24 protein-coding genes and 1 riboswitch are annotated in these 26,423 nt (G+C 72.9%); of the genes, 18 read left to right on the top strand and 6 right to left on the bottom strand.

What is annotated here, in order from left to right; all coding sequences use genetic code 11:
- Positions 1-22 precede the first annotated feature (22 nt).
- Positions 23-1,228 (bottom strand): MFS transporter, encoded by a 1,206-nt coding sequence (locus ACIF80_RS21255; protein ID WP_399806727.1) that lies wholly within the window; start codon positions 1,226-1,228, stop codon positions 23-25.
- A 237-nt stretch (positions 1,229-1,465) separates the two neighbouring features.
- On the opposite strand from ACIF80_RS21255, the gene ACIF80_RS21260 reads away from it, so the two are divergent.
- Complete coding sequence (locus tag ACIF80_RS21260; RefSeq protein WP_399806730.1) at positions 1,466-2,674, top strand: ROK family transcriptional regulator; 1,209 nt, start codon at positions 1,466-1,468, stop codon at positions 2,672-2,674.
- A gap of 104 nt (positions 2,675-2,778) precedes the next feature.
- On the opposite strand, the gene ACIF80_RS21265 is transcribed toward ACIF80_RS21260, so the two are convergent.
- Complete coding sequence (locus ACIF80_RS21265; protein WP_399806732.1) at positions 2,779-3,537, bottom strand: SDR family oxidoreductase; 759 nt, start codon at positions 3,535-3,537, stop codon at positions 2,779-2,781.
- Between the two features lie 458 nt (positions 3,538-3,995).
- Positions 3,996-4,126, top strand: a riboswitch (FMN riboswitch).
- 143 nt (positions 4,127-4,269) lie between these two features.
- Between ACIF80_RS21265 and ACIF80_RS21270 the strand changes: the two genes are divergently transcribed.
- The 9 genes from ACIF80_RS21270 to ACIF80_RS21310 all read left to right on the top strand — a co-directional run bounded on the left by ACIF80_RS21270 (position 4,270) and on the right by ACIF80_RS21310 (position 11,977).
- Positions 4,270-4,899 carry a riboflavin synthase gene (locus tag ACIF80_RS21270; protein ID WP_399806735.1) on the top strand — a complete coding sequence of 210 codons (630 nt, stop codon included), beginning with the start codon at positions 4,270-4,272 and terminating at the stop codon, positions 4,897-4,899.
- Entirely contained in the window at positions 4,896-5,540 is a 645-nt protein-coding gene (locus ACIF80_RS21275; protein ID WP_399806738.1) for a nicotinamide riboside transporter PnuC, read from the top strand. The genes ACIF80_RS21270 and ACIF80_RS21275 overlap by 4 nt, the downstream gene beginning before the upstream one ends.
- On the top strand, positions 5,537-6,826 hold the full coding sequence (locus ACIF80_RS21280) for a bifunctional 3,4-dihydroxy-2-butanone-4-phosphate synthase/GTP cyclohydrolase II (RefSeq protein WP_399806741.1): 1,290 nt from the start codon (positions 5,537-5,539) through the stop codon (positions 6,824-6,826). Before ACIF80_RS21275 ends, ACIF80_RS21280 begins: the two co-directional genes overlap by 4 nt.
- An 88-nt stretch (positions 6,827-6,914) precedes the next feature.
- A complete protein-coding gene (gene ribH, locus ACIF80_RS21285) occupies positions 6,915-7,400 on the top strand; it encodes a 6,7-dimethyl-8-ribityllumazine synthase (RefSeq protein ID WP_399806744.1) in 486 nt (161 codons plus the stop codon).
- Between the two features lie 34 nt (positions 7,401-7,434).
- The gene (locus ACIF80_RS21290) at positions 7,435-7,707 is read left to right on the top strand and encodes a phosphoribosyl-ATP diphosphatase (protein ID WP_010046365.1); all 273 of its coding nucleotides are present in this window, start codon (positions 7,435-7,437) and stop codon (positions 7,705-7,707) included.
- Between the two features lie 54 nt (positions 7,708-7,761).
- Positions 7,762-8,625 carry an ATP phosphoribosyltransferase gene (gene hisG / locus ACIF80_RS21295; protein ID WP_399806747.1) on the top strand — a complete coding sequence of 288 codons (864 nt, stop codon included), beginning with the start codon at positions 7,762-7,764 and terminating at the stop codon, positions 8,623-8,625.
- A 25-nt stretch (positions 8,626-8,650) separates the two neighbouring features.
- A complete protein-coding gene (locus ACIF80_RS21300; protein ID WP_399806750.1) occupies positions 8,651-9,160 on the top strand; it encodes a PH domain-containing protein in 510 nt (169 codons plus the stop codon).
- 280 nt (positions 9,161-9,440) lie between these two features.
- Entirely contained in the window at positions 9,441-10,784 is a 1,344-nt protein-coding gene (locus tag ACIF80_RS21305; protein ID WP_399806753.1) for a hemolysin family protein, read from the top strand.
- A complete protein-coding gene (locus ACIF80_RS21310; RefSeq protein ID WP_399806755.1) occupies positions 10,781-11,977 on the top strand; it encodes a hemolysin family protein in 1,197 nt (398 codons plus the stop codon). Before ACIF80_RS21305 ends, ACIF80_RS21310 begins: the two co-directional genes overlap by 4 nt.
- A gap of 85 nt (positions 11,978-12,062) precedes the next feature.
- Here the strand turns inward: ACIF80_RS21310 and ACIF80_RS21315 are convergent, their stop codons facing one another.
- Together ACIF80_RS21315 and ACIF80_RS21320 are read right to left on the bottom strand one after the other, a co-directional pair.
- Positions 12,063-13,931, bottom strand: coding sequence for an AAA family ATPase (locus ACIF80_RS21315; protein WP_399806758.1), 1,869 nt, complete (start codon positions 13,929-13,931; stop codon positions 12,063-12,065).
- A 429-nt stretch (positions 13,932-14,360) separates the two neighbouring features.
- Entirely contained in the window at positions 14,361-14,981 is a 621-nt protein-coding gene (locus ACIF80_RS21320; RefSeq protein ID WP_399806760.1) for a hypothetical protein, read from the bottom strand.
- Between the two features lie 352 nt (positions 14,982-15,333).
- On the opposite strand from ACIF80_RS21320, the gene ACIF80_RS21325 reads away from it, so the two are divergent.
- From ACIF80_RS21325 to ACIF80_RS21335, 3 genes are all read left to right on the top strand, one after another.
- Complete coding sequence (locus ACIF80_RS21325) at positions 15,334-16,719, top strand: peptidase C39 family protein (protein ID WP_399806763.1); 1,386 nt, start codon at positions 15,334-15,336, stop codon at positions 16,717-16,719.
- Between the two features lie 328 nt (positions 16,720-17,047).
- A complete protein-coding gene (locus ACIF80_RS21330; RefSeq protein ID WP_399806766.1) occupies positions 17,048-17,206 on the top strand; it encodes an SCO1431 family membrane protein in 159 nt (52 codons plus the stop codon).
- Between the two features lie 98 nt (positions 17,207-17,304).
- Positions 17,305-17,961, top strand: coding sequence for a TetR/AcrR family transcriptional regulator (locus ACIF80_RS21335; protein ID WP_399806769.1), 657 nt, complete (start codon positions 17,305-17,307; stop codon positions 17,959-17,961).
- Between the two features lie 70 nt (positions 17,962-18,031).
- Here ACIF80_RS21335 and ACIF80_RS21340 read toward each other — a convergent pair whose 3' ends face one another.
- Complete coding sequence (locus ACIF80_RS21340; RefSeq protein WP_399806771.1) at positions 18,032-19,270, bottom strand: glycoside hydrolase family 18 protein; 1,239 nt, start codon at positions 19,268-19,270, stop codon at positions 18,032-18,034.
- Between the two features lie 327 nt (positions 19,271-19,597).
- Between ACIF80_RS21340 and ACIF80_RS21345 the strand changes: the two genes are divergently transcribed.
- Entirely contained in the window at positions 19,598-20,773 is a 1,176-nt protein-coding gene (locus ACIF80_RS21345) for an acyl-CoA dehydrogenase family protein (RefSeq protein ID WP_399806773.1), read from the top strand.
- A gap of 479 nt (positions 20,774-21,252) precedes the next feature.
- Here ACIF80_RS21345 and ACIF80_RS21350 read toward each other — a convergent pair whose 3' ends face one another.
- A complete protein-coding gene (locus ACIF80_RS21350; protein WP_399806776.1) occupies positions 21,253-21,684 on the bottom strand; it encodes a hypothetical protein in 432 nt (143 codons plus the stop codon).
- 266 nt (positions 21,685-21,950) lie between these two features.
- Between ACIF80_RS21350 and ACIF80_RS21355 the strand changes: the two genes are divergently transcribed.
- From ACIF80_RS21355 to fxsA, 4 genes are all read left to right on the top strand, one after another.
- A complete protein-coding gene (locus ACIF80_RS21355; RefSeq protein ID WP_042173992.1) occupies positions 21,951-22,391 on the top strand; it encodes an Lrp/AsnC family transcriptional regulator in 441 nt (146 codons plus the stop codon).
- A 112-nt stretch (positions 22,392-22,503) separates the two neighbouring features.
- A complete protein-coding gene (locus ACIF80_RS21360; protein ID WP_399806779.1) occupies positions 22,504-24,135 on the top strand; it encodes an amidohydrolase in 1,632 nt (543 codons plus the stop codon).
- 531 nt (positions 24,136-24,666) lie between these two features.
- Positions 24,667-25,563, top strand: coding sequence for a polyprenol monophosphomannose synthase (locus ACIF80_RS21365; RefSeq protein WP_399806781.1), 897 nt, complete (start codon positions 24,667-24,669; stop codon positions 25,561-25,563).
- Positions 25,564-25,670: 107 nt separating this feature from the next.
- Positions 25,671-26,252, top strand: a complete 582-nt coding sequence (gene fxsA / locus ACIF80_RS21370) for an FxsA family membrane protein (protein ID WP_399806783.1) — start codon at positions 25,671-25,673, stop codon at positions 26,250-26,252.
- Positions 26,253-26,423: the final 171 nt, after the last annotated feature.

Here is a 26,423-nt window from a genome sequence, read left to right on the forward strand (position 1 = left end):
GGCGAGACGGCCCGCGGGGCTTTCAGGTCCGTGGGCCGGGAACGGCCGCGTCCGGCCGGACGGTCTTCACCCGGTCCCCGCCGCGCAGCACGCCCGCGAAGCCGGCCAGACCGCACGACAACACCGTGACCAGGACGAACGACACCATCAGACTGGTCGCCTGGGCCAGCAGCCCGATCGCGCTCGGAGCGATCAGCCCCGAGGTGTACGTGATGGTCGCGACGCCCGCGATGGCGAGGCTCGGGTTGCTGCCGCTGCGGCCGGCCGCGGCGAAGCACAGCGGCACCACCACCGCGATGCCGAATCCCATCAGCGCGAAGCCGGCCATCGCCGCCGCGGGGTGCTGCGCGAGGACGATCAGCAGTCCGCCGCTGACGGCGACGACACCGCTCGCGCGGACCGTGCGCACCGCACCGTAGCGGTCCACCACCCGGTCCCCGGCGATCCGGGCGACCGCCATGGTGAGCGTGAACCCGGTGGTGCAGGCCGCCGCGAGACCGGCCGAGGCCTCCAGCCGGTCGCGCAGATAGACCGCCGACCAGTCGAGGCTCGCGCCCTCCGCGAAGACGGCGCAGAAGCCGATCGCGCCGATCACCAGCGCGGAGCGGGGCGGCAGCGCGAACCTCGGCGGCGGCTCCTCGTCCGCGGTGGACCGCAGATCGAGGACGTGGCCGGCCGCGGCGACGCCCACCACGGTCAGCACACCGGCCGCGAGCGTGTGGTGCAGCCGGGCGTCCGCACCGAGGTGCGCGGCGAGCGTGCCGGCCGCCGAACCGATCAGGGCGCCGGCGCTCCACATGCCGTGCAGCCCGGACATGATCGACCGGTCGAGCCGGTTCTCCACCTCCACGCCCAGGGCGTTCATCGCCACGTCGGACATGCCGGCCGTGGCGCCGTAGACGAACAGGGCCAGGCAGAGGGTGAGCAGGTTCGGGGCGACGGACGGCAGGACCAGCGCGAGCGTCCACAGCGCGATCAGCCCGCGCAGTGCGGCCCGGGCGCCGAAGCGGTGGCTGATCCGCCCCGCCAGCGGCATCGCGACGGACGCGCCGAGCGCGGGGAAGGCGAGCGCGAGCCCCAACTGCCCGGGGCTCACGCCGGCATGGTCCTGGATCCACGGCACGCGGGTGGCGAACGAGCCCGTGACGGCGCCGTGCACGGCGAACACCGCCCCCACGGCGTACCGCGCCCGCCGCACCTCGTGCTGCCCGTACACCTCTGCACTCATGGTCCCGCCCCTCCCGGTCGCCCAAGGCTTCCCTGTCGCGCGGGGTAAACTATCAGGCACCCTGCCTGAAAGATAAGGGGATTCTCGCCGGTCCGGCCCCACCCGGTCCGGCGCCCCTCGCCCCTGGTCTGCTCGCCCCGCCGATCCGCTTGCCCGGCCGGTCCGGTCCTGCTGCCGTCGCCGACCGACCGCCGCCGACCGCCCGCCGGCGGACCGCCGATCTGGAAGGATCACGCCATGGCCGCATCCCCGAGCACCGCCCGAGCCATCAACGACCGGCTCGCCCTGCGGCTGCTCCAGCAGGAAGGCCCGCTGACGGCCGGGCAGTTGAAGCAGCTGACCGGACTGTCCCGGCCGACCGTCGCCGACCTCACCGAGCGGCTGACCGCGGCCGGGCTGATCACCGTGGTCGGAGAGGCCGGGGAACAACGGCGCGGGCCGAACGCGAAGGTGTACGGGATCGTCGCCGACCGGGCACACCTGGCCGCACTCGACGTGCGGACCGAGGGCGTCGCCGTGGTCGTGTCCGACCTCGTCGGCACGGTCCTGGCCGAGGCCTCCGCGCCGATCGCGCCGGCCGCCGGGACGGGCCCGGCCGTGGAGCGGGCGGTGACCCTGGTCGAGCGGACCCTGAAAGAGGCGGGAGCCGACCGGCTGCACACCGTCGGCGTCGGCGCCCCCGGGCTGATCGACCCCGCGAGCGGCGACCTGCGCGACTCCACAGGGCTGCCGCAATGGCACCGCCGACTGGTCGCCGCGCTTCAGGAGCGGCTGCCCGGGGCGCGGGTCAGCCTCGAGAACGAGACCAACCTCGCCGCCCTGGCCGAGCAGCGCGACGGGGCCGCCCGTGACCGCGCCACCTTCGTCCTGCTGTGGCTCGGCCACGGCACCGGCGCGGCCGTGATCCTGGACGGCGCCCTGCGCCGGGGTGCTTCCGGCGGCACGGGTGAGATCGGCTTCCTGCCGGTTCCGGGCACGCCCGGCCTGCCGTCGGCCACGGACTGCGGCGGCGGCTTCCACTCCCTCGCGTCGGCGGCGGCGGTCGCGGAACTGGCGGGGGAGTACGGGGTCGTGGCCGAGCCGGGAGGGGAACCGGCGGCGGCGGGAGCGGTACGGGCGGCCGTCGCGCGGGCGGGGGAGGAGCCGGGCTCCGCGGACGCGCGCTTCCTCGACGCCCTCGCGGGCTGCGTCGCCGTGGGAGTCGCGTCGGTGGCCGCGCTGCTGGACCCCGGGTGCGTGGTGCTCGGCGGGGAGATCGGACAGGCGGGCGGCGAGGAACTCGCCGCCCGCGTGCAGGACCGGACGGCCCGGATGTCACCGCTGTCCACCGAGGTGCGGGCGAGCGTCCTGGGCGGCGGAGCGGTGCTGCGAGGCGCCCTCCTGACGGCCCGCGACCACGCCCAGGACGAGCTCTTCGGCCCCACCGCGCAGGGGCACGCCCGCTGACGCGCCTCTCGGCACCGCGTACGCGCCTCTGCGCCCGCGGTCATTCACCCGGGAGGCGCTCACTTGCCCGGCGTGTGCTCACCTGCCCTCTGCCCGGCGCGTGCTCACCTGCCCGCGCGTACGCGCTCCGCCCGTGCCGCCAGGAACTCCTCGAAGGTGCCCTTGCCCACCGCGTGCTCCGGAGCGAGATGACCGCCGGCCCGGAAGGCGCGGTACGCCGCGCCCCGGAGGGGCACCTTGACCACCGCGCGGCGACGGCCCGCGGCCTCCAGGTAGGAGCGCGCCAGGGACTCCAACGTGCGCACCTCCGGCCCGCCCATGTCCGCGACGCGCCCCGCGGGCCCGCTCCGGGCCAGCTCCGCCAGACGGTCCGCGACCTCGGTCACCTCGACCGGCTGGTCCTTCACACGGGCCGGCAGCAGCATCACCGGAGCCTTGCCCAGCCCCTGGAGGAGGGTGAGCACCAGATCGTGGAACTGGGTCGCACGGAGCACGGTCCAGCCGAGCCCCGACTCCTCGATCAGCCGCTCCACCGCGAACTTGGTCCTGTAGTAGCCGAACGGCACCTGGTCGACCCCGACGATCGAGATGTAGACGACGTGCCCCACCCCGGCCCGCCGCGCCGCCGCCACGAGGTTCTTCGCCGCCTCCTCGTCGCCGCCGCGCGGCGTGCTCGCGCAGTGGACGACCGTGTCCACCCCCGTGACGGCCGCGTCCAGCGCACTGCCGCCCCGGCGCAGGTCGACGGCGTACGGCTGGGAGTGCCGGCTGAGCGCCCGCACCTCCTGCGCGTCCGTCCGCAACCGCTCGATGACATGCCGGCCGAGGGTTCCCGTACCACCGGTCACCAGAATCGTGGTCATGCCGTTCAGCTCCTCAGGTCCTGTCGTCGGACGCCGGCATTCCTGCCGGTGCACCTTTGCCCAGTTCATCAGGAGGGAGACGGAACGGCCGCCGGAAACGTGACACGGGGCCGCGGACCGGCCCGGCGGGCGGAAGCGGCGGGCGCGGCGGAAGCGGTGGTGAGGCCCGGCGGCGGGCAAGGGCCGTCGTCACCGCCGCCGGGCCGGTCTCTGGGGAGGCTGAAGCAGACGGTAAGAGGACTAGACCACTTCGTCAATAGGTATGGACCAGCCGCAGAGCGTGTCCCCGCGCGTTCCGGTGGCGTCCAAGGGGGTGAAAGCGGGCGGCTGATCGCGGGCCGTCCTCCGGGGACCCGTCCCGCGGTGACGGCGCACGGTGTCACCTTCTGTGAGGCAGCCCACACCCGGTGCCTGTATGGACGGCGGGCGGGCGTGGCACACTGGCCCTGTACCAGCAGCAGCGCACTCCGGGGTCGGTGAAAGTCCGAACCGGCGGTTACAGTCCGCGACCCGGCCGCTTCCAGTGGCCGGTTGACCAGGTGAAATTCCTGGACCGACGGTTAAAGTCCGGATGGGAGGCAGTGCGCGGCGGGCGGGCATCCATGCGCGCCGCCGTACCGGTCCGTCCTCGTGGCGGACTCCGTCCGGCGTCGCTCCCGGTGCTTCGCCCGTACTTCTGTCGTCGTCGGCAGCCCCGGAGTCCGTGCCCGAAGAGGCAGGAGGACCCGGGAAGTGTTCACCGGAATCGTCGAAGAACTGGGCGAGATCACCGCCGTCGAGACCCTCGACGACGCCTGTCGCTTCCGGCTGCGCGGCCCCGCCGTCACCGAGGGCGCGAAGCACGGCGACTCGATCGCCGTCAACGGTGTCTGCCTCACCGTCGTGGCCCACGAGGGCGACGAGTTCACCGCGGACGTCATGGCCGAGACCCTGAACCGCTCCAGCCTCGGCGCCCTCGCCGTCGGCTCCCGCGTCAACCTCGAACGCCCCATGGCCCTGGGCGCCCGCCTCGGCGGCCACATCGTGCAGGGGCACGTCGACGGCACCGGCCGGATCCTCGGCCGCGAGCCGTCCGAGAACTGGGAGATCGTCAGGATCTCGCTCCCCGCCGAACTCTCCCGCTACGTCGTGGAGAAGGGCTCCATCACGGTCGACGGCATCAGCCTCACCGTCGTGGAGGCCGGGCAGGACTTCTTCACCGTCAGCCTGATCCCCACCACCCTCGCCCTGACCACCCTCGGACTCAAGCAGAGCGGCGACCCGGTCAACCTCGAGGTGGACGTCATCGCCAAATACGTCGAGCGGCTGATCGGGGACCGGACGATCGGCGACCGGACGATCGGTGAGGGGGCCACCAAGTGAACTGGCTGAACTCCGAGGCGTTCACCCTCTTCGACCAGCACATCAAATGGTCGGACATGATCGGCAACGTGATCGGCCTGGTCGCCCTGGCCCTCGGCTGGCGCCGCTCCATCTGGACCTGGCCCGCCCAGTTCGTCTCGGGCCTGATCCTCTTCACGGCCTTCGCCACCGCCCACCTCTCCGGCAGCGCGGGCAAGCAGATCGTCGTCATGCTCGTCGCCGCGTGGGGCTTCCACCAGTGGAACCGCGGCCGGCAGCAGGCGCAGGACGGCTCCCTCGCGGTGCGGTTCGCCACCTGGCGCGAGCGCGCGCTCATGGTGGGCGCCGCGGCGGTCGGCACCCTCGCGGTGGGCGGGCTGTTCACGCTGTACCCGTCCCTGTCCTGGGACCCCTGGCCGGACGCCTACATCTTCGTCGGCACCATCGTCGCCATGTACGCCCAGGCCCGCGGCATGGTCGAGTTCTGGTTCGCCTGGCTGCTGGTCGACCTCGTCGGTGTACCGCTGAACTTCGCCAACGGCTTCGCCTTCTCCGGCTTCGTCTACGTCATCTACGGCGCGCTGGTCCTGTGGGGACTGCGCGACTGGTGGCTGCGCTCCCGCGAGGACGCGCGCCCCGCCCTGGAAGGAGCGCCGGTATGAGCACGGCACCGATCCTTTACCGCACCGAGGAGTTCGAGGACCCCATGCTCGACCCGGTCGAACAGGCCATCGCCGACATCGCGGCCGGCCGCCCCGTCGTGGTCGTCGACGACGAGGACCGCGAGAACGAGGGCGACCTCGTCGTCGCCGCCGAGAAGGCGACCCCCGAGATCGTCGCCTTCATGATGAGCGAATGCCGCGGACTGATCTGCGCCCCCATGGAGAGCGACGAACTGGACCGGCTCCGCCTCCCGCAAATGGTCGAGGACAACACCGAGTCGATGAAGACGGCGTTCACCGTCTCCGTCGACGCCTCCGCCGCCCACGGTGTGAGCACCGGCATCTCGGCGGCCGACCGGGCCACCACGCTCCAGCTGCTCGCGAGCGGCACCGCCGAGCCCGCCGACCTCGTCCGCCCCGGCCATGTCTTCCCGCTGCGCGCCCGCTCCGGCGGCGTCCTCGTACGCAACGGCCACACCGAGGCCGCCGTCGACCTCGCCCGTCTCGCGGGACTGCGCCCGGCCGGCGCCATCGTCGAGATCGCCGGCGAGGACGGCCGGATGCTGCGCCTGCCCGAACTGGTCCCGTTCGCCCGCAAGCACGGCCTGACGATCATCTCCATCGAGGACCTGATCGCCTACCGCCGCAGCTCCGAGCCCACCGTCCGCCGCGAGGCCGAGGTCCGGCTGCCCACCTCCCACGGCGTGTTCACCGCCTACGGCTACCGCTCCGTCATCGACGGCGTCGAACACGTCGCCCTCGTCCACGGAGACATCGGCGACGGCCGGGACGTCCTCGTGCGCGTCCACTCCGAATGCCTCACCGGCGACATCTTCGGCTCCCAGCGCTGCGACTGCGGCCCCCAGCTGGACGCCTCCATGGACCGCATCCAGGCGGAGGGACGGGGCGTCCTCGTCTACCTGCGCGGACACGAGGGGCGCGGCATCGGCCTGATGTCCAAGCTGCGCGCCTACGAACTCCAGGAACGCGGACGCGACACCCTCGACGCCAACCTCGAACTCGGCCTGCCCGCCGACGCCCGCGACTACGCCGCCGGCGCGCGGATACTCGCCGACCTCGGGGTACGCGGAGTCCGCCTGCTGACCAACAACCCCGACAAGTCCCAGGCCCTCGTCCGGTACGGCATCGAGGTCACCGGCCGCGAGCCGATGCCCGTCACCGCCGGCGAGCACAACATCCGCTACCTGCGCACCAAGCGCGACCGGATGGGCCACGACCTGCCCTGGCTGGACACGCCGACCGTGCCCGCCTGCGGCAACCAGTGACAGCGCCCACCCGGGACGACCAACCACCACGGCGACCGGCGGGAGAGCCCCACCGCGGCGGCCGGCAAGAGAACCACCGAGGAGAGATGTGAGCGGCAAGGGTGCACCGGAACTGTCCGTACGCAACGTGGGGGACCTCCGCGTCGCCGTCGTCGCGGCACAGTGGCACGAGAAGGTGATGGACGGACTGGTCGACGGCGCCCTGCGCGCCCTGCACGACCTCGGCATCGACGAGCCGACCCTGCTGCGGGTCCCCGGCAGCTGGGAACTCCCGGTCTTGGCGAAGGTCCTCGCCGGCCGCGGCTACGACGCGGTCGTCGCCCTCGGCGTCGTCATCCGGGGCGGCACGCCCCACTTCGAGTACGTGTGCCAGGGCGTCACCCAGGGACTCACCCAGGTCAGTACCGACACCGGCGTGCCCGTCGGCTTCGGCCTGCTCACCTGCGACACCGAGGAGCAGGCGCTGGACCGCGCCGGACTGCCCGGCTCCACCGAGGACAAGGGGCACGAGGCGGTCACGGCGGCGGTGGCGACCGCGGCCACGCTGCGTTCGGTATCCGAACCCTGGCGGTGAGCTGCCCCCGACACCGCGTAGGGTAAGGACCACCATGTCCAAGAAGACGTTCGAGGAGCTCTTCACCGAGCTCCAGCACAAGGCCGCGCACGGCGACCCCGCCACCTCCCGCACCGCCGAACTGGTGGAAAAGGGCGTCCATGCCATCGGCAAGAAGGTCGTCGAGGAGGCCGCCGAGGTCTGGATGGCCGCCGAGCACGAGGGCAAGGAAGCGGCCGCCGAGGAGATCTCGCAGCTGCTCTACCACGTCCAGGTGATGATGGTCGCCCGAGGCATCTCCCTCGACGACGTCTACGCCCACCTGTGAGCGCGGGCCCCCCACCACCCCTGACACCGCCGGACCGCAAAGGAAGCCGACCTCATGCTGCGCATCGCACTCCCCAACAAGGGTTCACTGGCAGGCCCTGCGGCGGAGATGCTGCATGAGGCCGGCTACCAGCAGCGCCGGGAGTCGAAGGAACTGAGGATCGTCGACCCGGTCAACGAGGTCGAGTTCTTCTACCTCCGCCCCCGCGACATCGCCATCTACGTCTCGTCCGGCCGCCTCGACATCGGCATCACCGGCCGCGACCTCCTGGTCGACTCCGGCGCCGAGGCCGAGGAGATCCTGCCCCTCGGCTTCGCCCGCTCCACCTTCCGCTTCGCCGCCAAGCCCAGCGCCGCCAGGAGCGTCGCGGACCTGAACGGCAGCACGGTCGCCACCTCCTACGAGGGCATCGTCGCGCGGCACCTCGCCGAGCAGGGCATCGACGCCTCCGTGGTCCACCTCGACGGCGCCGTCGAGACCGCCATCGAACTCGGCGTCGCCGAGGTCATCGCGGACGTCGTCGAGACCGGCACCTCCCTGCGCAACGCGGGCCTGGAGGTCATCGGCGAACCGATCATGACCTCCGAGGCCGTCGTCATCCGCCGCACCGGCGCCGAGGCCGGGGCCGACGACACCGTCGAGTCCAAGGTGGGCCAGTTCCTGCGGCGCCTCCAGGGCGTCCTCGTCGCCCGCACCTACGTGATGATGGACTACGACTGCCGGGTCGAGCAGCTGGAGAAGGCCGTCGCGCTGACCCCCGGCCTGGAGTCCCCGACCGTGTCCCCGCTGCACAACGAGGGCTGGGTCGCCGTCCGCGCCATGGTCCCCTCCAAGGAGGCCCAGCGGATCATGGACGACCTCTACGACCTCGGCGCCCGCGCCATCCTCACCACGGCCATCCACGCCTGCCGTCTCTGACCCGGACCGATCCCGGAGCCGCACCATGCCGGACACCACCCCCGACGCCACCCCGGGTCCCACCCCGGCCACCCCGTCGGACCAACTGCCCGCCCTGCCCGTCACCTTCCGGCCGGGCCGCACCCGCGCGGTGCTGCTCATCGCGGCCGCCGCGCTCTTCGTGGCCATCTCCCTGATCGCGCTGCTGCTGAAGCAGCTCAGCCCGGGCGAGCGCCTCAGCTTCGTGTTCACCGCCGCCCTCCTGGCCGGAACCCTGGTCCTGCTGGCCCGGCCCAGGGTCGACGCCGACGAGACGGGCGTCACCGTCGTCAACATCGTGAACCGGCGCCGGCTGGAGTGGGCCCAGATCCTTCAGGTGAACCTCCGTCCGGGTGACCCCTGGGTCTTCCTCGACCTCAGCGACGGCACCAGCCTGCCGGTGCTCGGCATCCAGCCGGGCATCGCCCGGGAGCACGCCATCGCCGACGCGCGGGCCCTGCGGGCGCTCGCCGCGGCACGGCCCACGGCCACCGGCCCCGGAACCTCCCAGGGCTGATCCGGGAACGCGTCAGGGGCACCTCGGGAACACGTCGGGGACACCTCGGGGCCGTCCACCCTGCCGCGGTCGCCCCTGTCCTGATTAATCTGTAGGACACAGGCGCGACGACCGCGCCCCCGCCCCTGCCGCCCCGCCCGGTGCCCCAGGGGCTCCAGCTATCCGAGGAGTGACCCTCTCCGGCGATGGACGGATCGTCCTGCAGTACGTGCGCCGCCCCCTGTCGACATAGCGCGGACCCGCTCCCCGAGGTCCGCGACCGTGCACAAGCGGCGGCATCATGACCACCCCCCTGCTGCTCCTCGCAGCCGCATTCCTGCTGATTCTCGCCAACGGGTTCTTCGTGGCCGCCGAGTTCGGCCTGGTCACCGTCGAGAGACCGGACGCCGAACAGGCCGCCGCCGACGGAGACCGGCGCGCCCACCGGGTCGTCGAGTCACTCAAGGAGCTGTCCTTCCAGCTCTCCGGCACCCAGCTCGGCATCACCCTCACCTCCCTGGTCGTCGGCATGCTCGCCGAACCCGCACTCGCCGAACTGCTGCACGGCCCCATCACCGGCACCGGCGTCCCCACCGGCGCGGTCTCCACCGTCGCCGTGGTCATCGGCATGCTGCTGGCCTCCGCCGTGCAGATGGTCATCGGTGAACTCGTGCCCAAGAACTGGGCGGTGTCCCGCCCCCTGCAGGTCGCGCGGTTCGTCGCCGGCCCGCAGCACGCCTTCGCCCGCGTGTTCCGCCCGGTCATCGCCGGGCTCAACGCCGTGGCCAACCGGCTCGTGCGCACCCTGGGCATCGAGCCGACCGCGGAACTCGCCTCCGCCCGCAGCCCCGGCGAACTCGTCTCCCTGGCCCGGCACTCCGCGCGGGCCGGCGCCCTGGAACAGGACACCGCGGACCTCTTCGTACGGACCCTGTCCCTGGCCGGGCTGACCGCGCAGCACGTCATGACCCCGCGCGTGAAGGTCAGCGCCCTGCAGGACTCCGCGACCGCCGAGGACGTGGTGAACCTGACCCGGGCCACCGGCCTGTCCCGCTTCCCCGTCTACCGGGAGCGGATCGACGAGGTCGTCGGCACGGTCCACCTCAAGGACGCCCTCGCGGTGCCCCCGCCCGACCGGCTGCGCACCCCCGTCGGCGGCATCGCCCGCCCCGCGCTGCTCGTCCCCGAATCCCTGCCCGTACGGCCGCTGCTGGCACGGCTGCGCAGCGGGCAGCCCCTCGCGGTCGTCGTCGACGAGTACGGCGGCACGGCCGGCGTCGTCACCCTGGAGGACATCGTCGAGGAGATCGTCGGCGAGGTCCTCGACGAACACGACGACCTGCTCGGCGAAGCCTCCGAGCCCGTCCCCGTTCCGCCGGAGGACGGCAGCCCTGCCTGGGACGTCGACGGCAGCGTCCGCGTCGACGTTCTGCTCCGCATAGGCCTCCTCGTGCCCGAGGGGCCCTACGAGACCGTCGCCGGCCTGGTCGCCGATCGGCTCGGCCGGATCCCGGCCGTCGGCGACCGCGCGGAACTGCCCGGCTGGCGGCTCTCGGTGCGCCGCGTCGGACACAACCGCGCCGAGCGCGTCCGCCTGGTCCAAGCGGCCGAGGCGGCCCCGCCGCTCGTGGAGGCAGCCGGATGAGTCTGCTGCACCTCCTGTTCGCCGCGCTGCTCGTCCTCACCAACGGCTTCTTCGTGGGCGCCGAGTTCGCGCTGGTCTCCGTGCGCCGCAGCCAGATCGAACCGCTCGGCACCGCACGGGCCCGCCAGGTCCTGTACGGGCTCGAGCACCTGCCGCAGATGATGGCGGCGGCCCAGTTCGGCATCACCGTCTGCTCGCTGACCCTCGGCGCGGTCGCCGAACCGACGGTCGCCCGCCTGCTGGAGCCGGTCTTCGGATGGATGCGTCTGCCGCACGGCATGGTTCATCCGCTCGGCTACGTCGTCGCGCTCGCCGCCGTGGTCTTCTTCCACCTCGTCATCGGCGAGATGGTTCCGAAGAACCTCGCGATGGCGGCCCCGGAGAAGGCCGCGCTGTGGCTGAGCCCCGGACTGGTCTGGTTCGCCCGCCTGTGCGGACCCGTCACGGTCGCCCTCGGTGCCTGCGCCCGGACCGTCCTGCGGGCCTTCCGCGTCGAGCCGAAGGACGAGATCGAGGCCGTCTTCACCAGCGAGCAGCTCAACCGGCTCGTCGAGGACGCCGGCCAGGCGGGTCTCCTCGACCCCGAGGAGGCGGAGCGCCTGGAGGACGCCCTGGAACTGGGCTCCCGCCCGGTGACGGACGTACTGCTGCCCCGCGAGTCACTGGTGACGGTCGGTCCCGGGGTCACCCCGGCCCGGATCGTGGAACTCACCGCCCGTACCGGCTACTCCCGGTTCCCGGTCGCCGTACCCGACGGCGCCTTCATGGGCTACCTGCACGTCAAGGACGTACTCGACCTGGAGGAGCCCGACCGGGCGGTGCCGCAGCGCCTCTGGCGGCGCATGCCGACCCTCGGGCCCGAAGTCCCGCTCGACGACGCCCTCACCGTGATGCGCCGCGCCGCCACCCACCTCGCCCAGGTGGCCGACACGTCCGGCCGGGTACGGGGCCTGGTGGCCCTGGAGGACGTCCTGGAACTGCTGGTGGGCGAGGTCCGGGACCCGGCGCACCGCGAGGGACCGGGCACGCGGGCGAACGGCGCGACGCGTCCCGGCACCGGACCGCGGCCGGACCCCGGAACGCGTCCCGGCACCGGATCGCCGCCGGACAACGGGGCGCAGTCCGGCACGGGAGCGGCTGTCGGGGTGACCGAACCCAGGGAGGGCGCCCAGAAGGGAGCGCTCGCCGGCTGACGTCAGGAGCGCGGTGCTCCGGAAGCAAGCGCCGGAGTGCGCACCGGCGGGGAGGCCGGGCAGGAGCCGTGGGGACCCGTCGGTGTCACGCCGCCGGAGGGTCCTGCGGCCCCCGCCCGGACAGCACCTCGCCGTACGCCTGCATCAGATCCGGCAGCCGCAGCGTCGCCAGGTCCTCCCGGGTCAGCGTGCCCGGATACGCCGGATACGCCGACAGCCGCAGATCCCGGTACGCGCAGCTCTTCTCGTACAGGGTCCGCAGGAAGCGCCCGTTGCCCAACTCGTCGATCCACCCCTGGTCCACCACGTGTCCGGCGATGGACCGCAGTTCGTCCAGCGCCTCCTCGTCCCACACGTCGCCGTTCTCGGTGGCCAGTACCTCGCCGATCGCGGTGAGTTCGAGGGGCCGGTAGGAGGGGAAATCGACGCGGGTGGTGAAACGGGAGGACAGACCGGGGTTGGCACCCAGGAGGCGGTCCATGCCCTCCGGATAGCCGGCCAGTATGACCACCAGATGGTCGCGGTTGTCCTCGGCCCGCTTCAGCAGGACCTGGAGAGCCTCGTCGCCGTAGGCGTCGCCCTTGCCGTAGCCGGAGTTGGAGAGTGCGTAGGCCTCGTCGACGAAGAGGACCCCGCCGAGCGCGGAGTCGATCAGCTCGTTGGCCTTCACCGCCGTCTGTCCCAGGTACTCGCCGACCAGATCTGCCCGCTGGGCCTCCACGAGATGGTCACCGCCGAGCAGCCCGAGAGCGTAGAAGACCCGGCCCAGGATGCGGGCCACGGTGGTCTTGCCGGTGCCGGACGGCCCGGAGAAGACGAAGTGCCGTTTCGGCGGCTGCACCGGCAGCCCCTGCCCGGCCCGCAGCCGCGCCATGTTCAGCTGCGCCGACAACGCCTTGACCTGGCGCTTCACCGGTTCCAGGCCGACCATGCGCTCCAGCTCGGCGAGCGCTTCCTCCAGTAAGGCGGGATCGGTGGGGCCGGTCGGCAGCGGCGTCACCGGGTCGCCCGTCCTCGCGCGCACCGAGGGGCCCGTGACCGGCAGCACGGGCGCGGGCGGCTCCTCCTCGGACAGCATCAGATCGCGGCCCTCGGTGTCGAACAGCGGGTCGAGGGTGTCCGGGCCGTCCAGCAGATCCCCGCCCGCACCGCCGAGCGGGACCGTGCCGAGGTCGGCCGAGTCGTCGTAGCCGTCCCCTTCGGCGATGGCGGCGAGCCGGGCCGACGTGTCCATGAACGCGGGATCGACCCGGTGCACCGCCCGGTACAGGGGGAGCGCGGCGGCGCTGCGGCCGGTGCCCTCGTGGGCGCGCGCCAGCCAGTAGCGCAGTTCCTTGCGCTGCGGCTGCTCGCTGCGGCAGCGCATCAGGGCCGCCGACAGCAACGGTTCGGCCTGTCCGTACATCTCCAGACGCACCCGGGCCATCCCGCCGAACAGACCCGTCTCGATCCCGAGCAGCGGATCACCGTGCAGTGGGTCGGTGTGCCGGACCAACTGCTCCCAGTCCTTGACCAGATAGGCGCGGCAGGCGTGCAGGAAGCGGACCTGCGGGTCGGTGTCCACCGGAGGGAGTCCGGCAAGGGCGCGGTCCAGCTCGGGGACATGGCGGCCGTCCAGCCAGTGGGAGGCGTGCGCGAGCAGCAGATCGCGCGGGCTCTCCAGCACCGGCTGCACCCACCAGCCGAGCCAGTACCAGGAGTTGAGGGTGCGGTGGTGCCGGGCGCGCTGTTCGCCGAAGCGGTCCCGGTGCCGGAACATCCGCAGCAGCGAGGCCGTCGTGTCGACACGCAGCGCGTGCAGCCCGAGCCAGCCGTCCGCCATCCCCGGGTCGATCCGCACCGCGGCCCGGAACTCCTCCTCGGCCTGTGGATAGGCGCCCATCGTGTAGGCGTCCACGCCCCGCAGCCAGGCGAGGTCGGCAGGGGCCTGCGGGCCCTGCGTGCCGAAGTCCATCACGTCCCCCACAAACCGTGCCCCGTCGGTATGCCTTACCGGCCCTCGCCCGCCGGCTGCCCTGGGGCGAACCGCTGTGCCGCGGACCGGAGTTGCACGGTGCGCGAAGCAGCGTCCGTAGGTCGCACCGAAGGCATCGTACCTGCGGCGCCGCGACCTCCGTAGAGGGCCGTACCCGCAGGGGGACGACGGGGGAAGGAGAACGTCCGCACCGCACCGTGACCGAGGGTGATCGTCATATGCCGCTCGGCGCCCGGAAGAGGGGAAGAAGGCAGAACGAAGCCCCCGATCACGGGGGAACAACCGGGGGCTTCGTGTCTGCGGGCGGCTCCGAATGGCCGCACATTGAGAACGTAAGACCTGCACGGTCCCCCGGTCAAGCGGAGTTGGAGCACTCCGGCGACTTGCCGGGAGAGGATCTTCACAAGTTCAACACACCGCGGACGACCCGTCACCGTGCGTGAGGGGCGGGTTCGGATCGGCAGTCCCGGCAGGTCCGGGAAGCACCTCATATCCCTTCCCGCGCTCCCGAACCAGATGGTCGGCAAAGGGACGTGACGGGTCGTCGGCGAAGTGCCGCTGCTCCGCCCCGACCCAGCCGTCCCAGAAGCCCCGCTGCTCCTCACCGTCCCGCGCCCGCCCCCGCGACCAGGAGGCCTCCGCGGACAGATCCATCCACAGCAGCAGCGCCAGATGCGGCCGGAGCGCCCGCCGTCCCGCGCCGACGCCCTCGACGACGACCACCGGGGCGGGCGGCAGCGGGAACGGCGGCCCGAAGGCACGGGCCCGCCAGTCGTAGGGGGTGTAGGACGCCTGCTCTCCGCGGCCGAGCGGACCGATCACCTGGCTCAACAGCCGCCCGGTCCAGCCGAACAGCTCCTCGTGGCTGGCGATGTCGTCGAGCCGCAGCACGGGGGCGCCGTCCAGTCCGTCGGCCAGCCGCCCGGCGAACGTGGACTTCCCGGAGCCGGCGTGGCCGTCGACACCGACCAGCCGGACCGGTCCGCAGGAGGGGGCGAGCCGGCGAATGCGGGAGACGAGAGCGTGCATGACGGGTTCCGGGGTGAGACGGGTCGGGGCGAGGGAGAGACGGTGACGGAGTCCCACTCTAGGACCTGCCCGCCCTCCCGGAACGATCCGCACGGCCGACGGGCCGACGGGCCGACGGGCCGACGGGCCGCCGGGCCGCCGGACTCACCGAAACACCGGCTGCCGCCGCGCGTGCCATTGGTCGAGTCCGATGACGGTCGGCGCGGCACGGTCCGGGGTGCTGGCGGGCCCGCTCCGGTACGTCCATAGTGGGCGGGCGTCGCTCCACCCGGTGGACACGGTCCCTCCGACCCGCGTCCACCGGGTGGGGCGATTCCGAGTCCGACTCCGACACCTGGGGGGTTCTTCACCCATGAGCAGAGCCGAACAGCCGTCCCGCAGAACCCTCCTGGCCGCCGCGGTCGTCGCCGCCGTCGCGTCGAGCGCGAGCCCGGCCTCCGCCGGCACCGCGACCGGCCGGTCCGCCGGCACGGCAGGCGGCTCCGCGGACCCCGGAGCGGCCGCGGCCCGCCGCGTCGACAACCGGGCCTGGACCTCGTACGGCGACTGGCGCGCCGGCCGTGCCGAGGGTACCCGCGCCGTCGCGGGCGTCCGCCCCGGCCTGGTGGTCGCGAAGCCGGCCGGCACCACCGACTACACCGATCCGCACACCGGCCGCACCGCCGCATGGGAGTACGCGACCTGGACCTCGCCCGTCCACCGGCTCGCCGTGCCGGCGACGGAGGCCATCGTCTCCTGGAACGCGCGCACTCCCGACGGCACCTGGATCCAGGCCGAGCTGCAGGGCACGTACACGGACGGCACCGGCACACCCTGGTACGTGATGGGCCGTTGGGCGGCCGGCGACCAGGACATCCGGCGCACCTCGGTGGACGACCAGAGCGACGGCCGGAGCACGGTGTGGACCGACACCCTCGCCGTCGACGACGCGGCCTCGGGCCTGCGCCTGGTCTCGTACCGGCTGCGGCTGACCCTTTACCGCCGTCCCGGCATGAAGCTCACCCCGACCGTGTGGCGGCTCGGGGCGATGGGCTCCGACGTCCCCGACCGCTTCACCGTCCCGGCCTCCACGCCCGGCACGGCCCGGGAGCTGACCGTCCCGCGCTACTCGCAGGAGATCCACAAGGGCCAGTACCCGGAGTACGACAACGGCGGCGAGGCCTGGTGCAGTCCGACCTCCTCGCAGATGATCGTCGAGTACTGGGGCGGCCGGCTCACCGAGGAGCAACTGGCCTGGGTCGACCCGTCCTACGCCGACCCGCAGGTGTGCCACGCGGCCCGCCACACCTACGACCACCAGTACGCGGGCTGTGGCAACTGGCCGTTCAACGCGGCCTACGCGGCCACCTTCGAGGGCCTTCAGGGCGTCGTCACCCGGCTCGGTTCGCTGACCGACCTGGAGACGCTGATCGCGGCGGGCATCCCGGTCATCACGTCCCAGTCCTTCCGGGAGGAGGAGCTGACCGGAGCGGGGTACGGCACCGCCGGGCACCTCATGACCGTGATCGGCTTCACTCCCGACGGCGACGTCATCGCCAACGACCCCGCATCCCCGGACAACGCGTCGGTCCGCCGCGTCTACCGGCGCCGCGAGTGGGAGAACATCTGGCTGCGGACGAAGCGGTACGACGCGAACGGACAGGTCAGAGGGGGTACGGGTGGAGTCTGCTACATCTTCTGGCCCGTCCGCCCGACACCGCGTCAGCAGCGCGTTCTGCGGTCGCTCGGACTGACCTGACCACCGGTCGGTGGTGGTGCCGCACACCTCCGGGGCGAAGCCCGCGTGCTCGGCGTAGCGCTGTGGACGCACCTCGGTCTTGACGCGGCCGGATGCCCGGGGACCGGCCGCCGGCTCGCTGAGGCCGGGTGCGTCCCGGCCGGCGAGTCGATGCTCCTCCGGCACGACGGCGTGCGGTGGGCCGTCGGCAAGCGCGGCCCACCGCGGACTGGAGCCCGCCCGGCGCATACCGTGTGACCAAGCTCTCGGCCGCAAAAGCCGCTCGCGGTGGCAAGGTGGACAGCGCCGTGGGGGAGTCCACGGCCTCCTCCGAGACCAGCGAGAAGCCATGACCGTGAACGCAGCCGCCGTCACCGCCCCTGCCGCCGTCCCCGGTGCCCGCACCGGAGGCCCCCGGGAGGACGGCCCGAAGATCCTCGAGCACCTCATGGGATGGACCCTCGTCGTGGTCGTCGCGATGTTCGTGACGCAGCTCGGACTGCTCTGACCTTCGGACCGTTCCGGCCTTCGGACCGTTCCGGCCTCCCCCGAGGCCGGCCTGCCATACTGCGGATGTCCCGCCCTCCGCAGGAAACCAGGTGAGGATTGAACATCAGTCAGCAATCCGCCGTGCGTTCCGGAGCGCGCAGCACCGAGCGTTCGCTGGCACGTCGTGCCGAACTCATCGCCATCGGCAGGAAACTGTTCGCCGACACCTCGTACGACGCGCTCTCCATGGACGACATCGCACGTCAGGCGCATGTTGCCAAAGGGCTGATCTACTACTACTTCCACTCCAAGCGGGGCTACTACCTCGCCATCATCCAGGACTCGGTCGCAGGCCTGGTCGCCTTCGCCGCGGGCGGCGTCGAACTGCCGCCCGCCCAGCGGGTGCACCGCACCGTCGACAGCTATCTGCGCTACGCCGAGCACAACCAGGCCGCGTACCGCACGATCGTCAGCGGCGGCGTCGGCTTCGACGCCGAGGTGCACGCCGTCCGGGACGGGGTGCGCGAGGCGATCGTCGCGACCATCGCCGAAGGCGCGTACGGGACCGCCGACATCACGCCCGTGGCGCGGATGGGCCTGCTGTCCTGGGTCTGCAGCGTCGAGGGCGCCACCCTCGACTGGATCGGCCGCCCCGGGCTGCCCCGCGAGACCATGTGCGAGCTGCTGGTGAAGACGCTCGGCGGAGCCATGCGCGCCATCGAGGAACTGGACCCCGCGCATCCGGCCCCGGAGCCCGCCCGCCGCGACGCCTGACACGACGGGCGCCGCGCCGGGGGCGGAGGGCCCCCCGTGGAACCTCCGCCCCCGGCGCGCCCGCCCGCGGTTACCTGATCGCGTCGATCAGTTCACCGTCCGGGGTGTCGCCGCTCAGTTCCCAGAAGAAGGTGCCGGCGAGACCCTGCCGGTCCTTGTAGTCCATCTTGGTCGCGACGGTGGCCGGGGTGTCGTAACTCCACCAGTCGTCGCCGCACTTGGCGTAGGCGGTGCCGCCCACCGTGCCGGTCGCCGGGCACTTCTCCTTGAGCACCTTGTAGTCGTCGATGCCCGGCTCGTACGTACCCGTCGCCGGACCGGTCGCGGTGCCGCCGGGCTCGGACCGCGTGACGCCCGTCCAGCCGCGGCCGTAGAAGCCGATGCCGAGCAGCAGCTTGGAGGCCGGGATGCCGAGGCCCTTGAGCTTCGCGATGGTCGCCGCGGTGTGCGTGTCGGCCTTGGGGATGCCGTCGTAGGCGGTCAGCGGCGAGTGCGGGGCGGTGGGGCCGGCGGCGTCCCAGGCGCCGAAGAAGTCGTACGTCATCGGGTTGTACCAGTCGACGTACCCGGCGGCGCCGGCGTAGTCCGCCGCGTCGATCCTGCCGCCGGCCGTGGCGTCGGCGGTGATCGCCGCGGTGACCAGGTTGCCGGAGCCGAACGTGGAGCGCAGCGCGGACATCAGGTCCGTGAAGGACTCCCGGCCGCTGGTGTCGCAGGTGGCGCCGCAGGCGTTCGGGTACTCCCAGTCGATGTCGATGCCGTCGAAGACGTCGGCCCACTTCGAGTTCTCGACCAGGTCGTAGCAGGACCGGGCGAACGCGGCCGGGTCCTTCGCGGCCTCGCCGAAGCCGCCGGACCAGGTCCAGCCGCCGAACGACCACAGCACCTTCAGGTCGGGGTGCTTCCGCTTCAGCTCGCGCAGCTGGTTGAAGGTGCCGCGCAGCGGCTGGTCCCAGGTGTCGGCCACGCCGTCGACGGACTCGGCGGCGGTGTAGGCCCGCTCGGTGGCCGCGTAGTTGTCGCCCATCGCGCACTTGCCGCCGGTGACGTTGCCGAAGGCGTAGTTGATGTGCGTGAGCCTGTCCGCGGAGCCCGAGGTCTCGATGTTCTTGACGTGGTACGCGCGGTCGTAGGTACCCCATTCGGTGAAGTACCCGATGACCTTGGAACCTGCGGCGGCCTCCTGAGCCGGGGCCGCCGCGGCGACGGTCGAGGTGCCCGCGCCGGCGAGCAGTCCGGCGCCGAGCGCGGCGGCGCAGGCGGCGGACACGAGTGCCCGCAGGGGGCGGTGGCGGTGGGGGGACGGCATCCGGTGTGTCTCCTCGTGGGGGAGGGGAAACGCGAGTCGCTTGGCATGAACGCGGTGACTCGGTGGAGCGAAACAGTAGGAGGACTAGACCAGTGTGGTCAATGGTGCGGACCAATTTCGGCGTCCGGAAAATTCTTGGAGTAAGCGGTCGTTAACAAGTGACGTGCCCTGCTCGATCGGGCATACTCACAGCTCACAGCGGCTGGTCGGCTGCCTCCGAGACCCGGAGACCATCCCTCGGCCAGGCGCCGGAACGACCCCGGCGGAGCCGCCCCCACCCGAGGCGCAGAGCCGCCGGCGTTCCCGAACAGGGAGGAGAGCGTCGCCATGTCCGACCACGCCCCGCAGCCGGTGGACCGGCAACTGCCCACGGACGAGGCGCGGGACCTGATCTCGCTCGTCCGCGACATCGCGCAGCGCGAGATCGCCCCGAAGGCGGCGGAGGAGGAGGACGCGGCCCGCTTCCCGCGCGAGGCCTTCGCCCTGCTCTCCGGCTCCGGACTGCTCGGCCTGCCCTACGACTCCGCGTACGGCGGCGGGGAGCAGCCGTACGAGGTCTACCTCCAGGTCCTCGAGGAGCTTGCCGCGGCCCGCCTGACCGTCGGCCTCGGGGTCAGCGTGCACACCCTCGCCTGTTACGCGCTCGCCACCCACGGAACCAAGGAGCAGCAGGCCGAGTACCTGCCGGCGATGCTCGGCGGGGATCTGCTCGGCGCCTACTGCCTCTCCGAGCCCTCCTCCGGGTCGGACGCGGCCTCACTGCGTACCAGGGCGGTGCGTGACGGCGGGGGAGACTGGACGCTCACCGGCACCAAGGCGTGGATCACGCACGGCGGCATCGCGGACTTCTACACCGTCATGGCCCGCACCGGTGAGGAGGGCCCGCGCGGAATCACCGCGTTCCTGGTCCCCGGCGACGCCGAAGGGCTGAGCGCGGCCGTGCCGGAGAAGAAGATGGGCATGAAGGGTTCGCCCACCGCGCAGGTCCACTTCGACGGCGTACGGGTCTCCGACGACCGGCGGATCGGCGAGGAGGGGCAGGGCTTCGCGATCGCCCTGTCTGCGCTGGACGGCGGGCGGCTCGGCATCGCGGCCTGTGCGATCGGCCTGGCGCAGGCCGCACTCGACGAGGCGCTCGGTTACGCGTCCGGGCGACGGCAGTTCGGACGGCCGATCGCCGACTTCCAGGGGCTGCGGTTCATGCTCGCGGACATGGCCACCCAGATCGAGGCCGGGCGCGCGCTGTATCTCGCAGCGGCCCGACTGCGCGACGCCGGACGGCCGTTCGCCAAGCAGGCGGCCATGGCGAAGCTGCACTGCACCGACACGGCGATGCGGGTCACCACCGACGCCGTCCAGATCCTCGGCGGCTACGGCTACACCGCGGACTTCCCGGCCGAGCGCTACATGCGTGAGGCCAAGGTCCTGCAGATCGTCGAGGGAACGAACCAGATCCAGCGCATGGTCATCGCCCGCCATCTCGCGGGGCCGCAGACGAGCTGAACCGGCCGAGTCCCCGCCAGGGCGCCGCGAGCCGGGCCCACTCCGGGTCGTGCCGTCCGGGCAGGGCGCGGCCCTCGTCGGCCCAGGCCCGCATCAGTTCCCGGTAGATCGGCGGATCCGGCAGCCGGGGCGGTGGCGGCGGCGCAACGGGCACGGTCAGCGGCGCGACCGCGGTGCGGGCCACGGGCCGCGGTGCGGACGGCGGGGCGAGGGCGAGTCGTTGACGCCCGGTCCTCGAGTGCGTGGGGGTCGTCATGCCTGGGCAACGCGGGAGCGGCCGGGCAGGTCACCGACCGCCCGAATAGTGCGTGCGTTCGCGGCCGACCGGACGGCCCCGGGCGCACCCGGAGCCCGGTGGCGCACCGCAGTGCCGGTCGCGGTGCGCGCGGCGGGAGCGACGCGCGTGCGCCGGGTGCGCCCGGCAGGTCCGGCGCGCGTCCGTGGGCCGACTCGGCGCCGGGCGGGGCGGCCGGGGCGGCTCAGGCCGCGTGGCGCCGCATGGCGGGGACCCTCATCGGGCGCGAAGCCGGGCCTCCGACGTGCGAGAACGGCTGGGTGCGCCAGTCGAGTCCCTGAGGGAGCGTCAGCAGCAGGGCGGTGTCCTGCTCCTGGGGCGTCGCGGACTCGTCCGCCGGCCGGGCGTCGTCGGCGCTGCGGCCCGTACCGGCGCAGACCGTCAGCCCGAACGGGTTCCACGGGGTGGCGCACAGCGCGTGCTCCGGCAGGACCTCCTCGTCCGCGAGCAGGGCGATCGGCTGCGCGCAGTCCGGGCACACGACCCGGTACATCTCGAAGGTGTCGTACGCGTCGAGTTCGTCGTCGAGCGCGTCGGGATCGACGTACTCCGGGACGAGTTCGACGACCGGCTGCCGCTTGGGCGTGCTGCGATCAGGGCGCTTAAGACTCTGCATGGGTTCTCCCCCTCGGGCTGGGCCGTGAAGGCGCTGCGGCCTCGACCACAGCAAGCACTTCCCGTCCCCCGTGGGGGGTAATCACGAGAACATCACGGAGAACGTTCGAACGCTGTGGTGTTCGTCACACGTCGACCTCAGGTGCCCCCTGCGACGGCTTTGTCCCCCGTCCGGGACGGGACGGGCGCCCGGCACATCACGAACCGGCCATGACCTGGACAGCTCAGGTATCCGACGGGATCAACGGCACTGTAGGTTCTTGCGCCATGGAGGAGCTGGACCGACAGATCGTGCAGCTGCTCGTCAAGGACGGGCGGATGAGCTACACAGACCTGGGCAAGGCCACGGGCCTGTCCACGTCGGCCGTGCACCAGCGGGTGCGCAGACTGGAACAGCGTGGAGTCATCCGCGGCTACGCCGCAGTGGTCGACCCGGATGCCGTCGGCCTGCCCATGACCGCCTTCATCTCGGTCAAACCGTTCGATCCCAGTGCCCCCGACGACATCGCGGACCGCCTCGCCGGCGTGCCCGAGATCGAGGCCTGCCACAGCGTCGCGGGCGACGAGAACTACATCCTCAAGGTGCGCGTGGCCACCCCGCACCAACTGGAGGAACTGCTCGCGCGGGTGCGTTCGCTGGCGGGTGTCTCCACCCGGACGACCGTGGTCCTGTCCACGCCGTACGAGGCCCGGCCGCCACGCGTCTGAAACCGTCACCCACGCGGGAGCGCCGGTGTGCGCGGGCGTACAGGACGCGCCCAGGGCGTGAACGGCGGCCCTGGGTGCGGGCCGGGCCCTCCGAGGGGCGAGACTGAGGGCTATGAGCGAACGCACCGCCCCGCAGCACACAGACCCGCCGCGCACCGTCCTGCTCCGCCGCGGAGAGGTCCACAGCCCCGCCGACCCCTTCGCCACCGCGATGGTCGTCGAGGGCGGTCAGGTCGCCTGGGTCGGTTCCGAGGGTGCCGCCGACTCCTTCGCGGACGGGGTGGACGAGGTGATCGACCTCGACGGGGCGCTGGTCACCCCGGCGTTCACCGACGCTCATGTGCACACCACGGCCACCGGACTGGCGCTCACCGGCCTCGACCTGTCCGGGGCACCCTCCCTGGAGGCCGCGCTGGCCGGGGTGCGGGAGTTCGCCGTCGCCCGGCCGGCCGACAGGGTCCTGCTCGGCCACGGCTGGGACGCCGCCCGCTGGCCCGGCGGCCGTCCGCCGACCCGTGCCGAACTCGACGCGGCCACCGGCGGGCGCCCCCTGTACCTGAGCCGGATCGACGTCCACTCCGCGGTGGTCAGCACCGCGCTGCTCGACCTCGTCGCCCGCGAGGGCGCCGGCGAGGTCGCCCGCGAGGACGGACCTCTCACCGGCGACGCCCACCACGCCGTCCGCGCCGCCGCCCTGGGCGCCGTCAGGTCCGCCCAGCGCACCGAGGCCCAGCGCGCCGCGCTGGCGCACGCCGCCTCACTCGGCATCGGCACCGTCCACGAGTGCGGCGGGCCGGAGATCTCCTTCGAGGACGACTTCACCGGCCTGCTGCGGCTCGCCGCCGAGGGCCCCGGCCCGCGCGTCGTCGGCTACTGGGCCGAGCGGAACGTCGCCAAGGCGCGGGAACTGGGCGCGGCCGGCGCCGCGGGCGACCTGTTCGCCGACGGCGCCCTCGGCTCGCACACCGCGTGCCTGCACGCCCCGTACGCCGACGCCGGCCACACCGGCACCGCCCACCTCGATGCCGCCGCGATCGCCGACCACGTCGTCGACTGCACCGAGGCGGGCCTCCAGGCGGGCTTCCACGCCATCGGCGACGCCGCCGTCGCCGCGGTGACCGGGGGAATGCGCGCCGCCGCAGGGAAGGTCGGCCTCGACCGCATCCGCGCCGCCCGGCACCGTGTCGAACACGCCGAGATGCTCACCCCCTCGACCATCGCCGCCTTCGCCGAACTCGGCCTGACCGCCTCCGTCCAGCCCGCCTTCGACGCCCTGTGGGGCGGCGAGGACGGCATGTACGCCCGGCGCCTGGGCACGGAGCGGGCCCGCACCCTGAACCCCTTCGCGGCCCTGCTGCGCGCCGGTGTCCCGCTCGCCTTCGGCTCCGACAGCCCGGTCACCCCTCTCGACCCGTGGGGCACCGTCCGGGCTGCCGCCTTCCACCGCACGCCGGAGCACCGCGTCTCCGTGCGCGCCGCGTTCACCGCGCACACGCGCGGCGGCTGGCGGGCGATCGGGCGTGACGACGCGGGCGTCCTGGTGCCGGGCGCGCCCGCCGACTACGCCGTCTGGCACACCGGCGCTCTCGTGGTGCAGGCGCCGGACGACCGGGTGGCACGCTGGTCCACCGACCCCCGCTCCGGCACCCCCGGCCTGCCGGACCTGACCCCGGGCGGTGACCTGCCCGTCTGCCGGCGCACGGTGGTCGGCGGACGCACGGTCTTCGTACGGCCGGGCGAGTGATCCACGCCGGTCGTCCGGCGACGAGCATGTGGCGTACCCCCGCCGCGCGACCTGCGCGTCCTCCCGGCGACCGGGCAGGGAACCACGGGGCGCGGGTCGCACGGTTGTTGACAGACGGCGGCGGGGGGCCGGTAGGTTCGGCCGGGGACACCGACGCCCGACCGGGAACTTCCGCTCACTCGCGGCGGCGCCGCTGGGTCAGGGACGGTGTGCCGCACGGTCCATCGCCACTGGGAGCCGGCTCAGCGCCGGCGCGACGCCGAGGGAACGTTCCGGCGGGTCGGGAAGGTGTGACCCCGGGTGGGGCCCGGTCGCTCAGTAGACAACGGCTTCAGGTCGACTCGCAGCCAGCGGGTCCCAGGTCGGCCCGAAGGGCGCCGGGCCCCCTCCGCCGTACACGCAACAACACGCTGCTGCCCGGCCCCCGGCAGACCCTCGGAAATCCACAGCACCGTACGAACGTCCTTTCACGTCATCGCAGGTGCTGCGACCACTATGGTGGGACCCTGCACAGGAGATGAAGGGGCTGCAGTGAACGACGGCGACGGGACCCGCGCGGCGGATGCCCAGGGGAGGACCTTCGGCCCGCTCGGCAAGGCCTTGGTGATCATTCCGACCTACAACGAGGCGGACAACATCAAGGCGATCGTCGGACGGGTGCGCAAGGCCGTTCCCGAGGCGGACGTTCTCGTGGCCGACGACAACAGCCCCGACGGCACCGGCGCGCTCGCCGACGAACTGGCCGCCGAGGACGACCAGGTCCAGGTGCTGCACCGCAAGGGCAAGGAGGGCCTGGGCGCCGCCTACCTCGCGGGCTTCCACTGGGGCGCGGAGCACGGCTACGGCGTACTGGTCGAGATGGACGCCGACGGCTCCCACCAGCCCGAGGAACTGCCCCGGCTGCTCACCGCGCTCAAGGGCGCCGACCTGGTGCTCGGTTCGCGCTGGGTGCCCGGCGGCCGGGTGGTCAACTGGCCCAAGTCCCGTGAGTACATCTCGCGCGGCGGCAGCCTCTACTCGCGCATGGCGCTCGATCTGCCGCTGCGTGACATCACCGGCGGCTTCCGCGCGTTCCGGCGCGAGACCCTGGAGGGTCTCGGCCTGGACGAGGTGGCCTCCCAGGGCTACTGCTTCCAGGTCGACCTCGCCCGTCGCGCGGTCAAGGCCGGCTACCACGTCGTCGAGGTGCCCATCACCTTCGTCGAGCGGGAACTCGGCGATTCGAAGATGAGCCGCGACATCCTCGTCGAGGCGCTGTGGCGGGTCACGGCGTGGGGTGTGGGGGAGAGGGTCGGCAAGGTCCTCGGACGCGAGGACGACAGGCGGGCCGGGCAGCCGAAGCCGGGCGAGCGGACCGCGGGGCCGACGGAGGCGGAGCGGTCCGGACATAAGGAGCGGTCCGGACATACGGAGCAGGCCAAGTCGTAGGCCCCGCCTGTTCGGTCGGACCGTCCCGCGGGGCGTGCCCCGGGCGGCCCGCTGTTCCGGAGGTCCCGCTTATCCCGTACTGAGCCGGCGTTCGGCACACTGGGAGTATGACGACTGGCGCTCAGACCCCGAACACCGCCCGGCCCCGACGCTCCAGGCTGCGTACCTTCCTGCCGCTCGGCGTCGCCGCGTGGCTGGTGCTGGAGATCTGGCTGCTCACGGTCGTCGCCGGGGCGTCGAACGGGCTGGTGGTCCTTCTGGTGCTGCTGGCCGGTCTGGCTCTCGGCTCGGTGGTCATCAAGCGGGCCGGCCGGCGCGCCTTCAAGAGCCTCACCGAGACGCTGCAACAGCAGCAGAACGGCGTGCTGGCCGAGCCGCGGCCGAGCAGCGAGGGCAACGGCCTGATGATGCTGGGCGGACTGCTGCTGATCATCCCCGGCCTGATCTCCGACGCGGTCGGTCTGCTCCTGCTCGTGCCCCCGGTGCAGAAGGCCGTGAGCCGCTACGCCGAGCGCACTCTCGAGCACAAGCTCCGCGAGGCCACCCGGGGCTCCCTGGGCGACGCCTTCCAGCAGGCGCGTATCCACCGGCCCGACGGCAAGGTCGTCCAGGGCGAGGTGATCCGGGACGAGCCCGGGGCCACGCCGGGCGACTTCCCGCAAGGACCCCGCCCGCCGCTCTCCCGCTGAGAGCCACGGGGCGCCGGCGCCGGCAGCTCGATCGGACACGCAGAGGACCGCGGGGGGGGGGCGCCCCCGGGGGGGGCGCCCCCCGGCCCGGGGGGGGGGGGGGGGGGGTTTGCCCCCCGCCCCGCGGCCCGCGGGCAACCCCAGAATCGGGGGGGCGGGCGGGGGCCCCGC

The organism is Streptomyces sp. NPDC085927 (genome assembly GCF_044540975.1).
Lineage (GTDB): Bacteria > Actinomycetota > Actinomycetes > Streptomycetales > Streptomycetaceae > Streptomyces > Streptomyces hirsutus.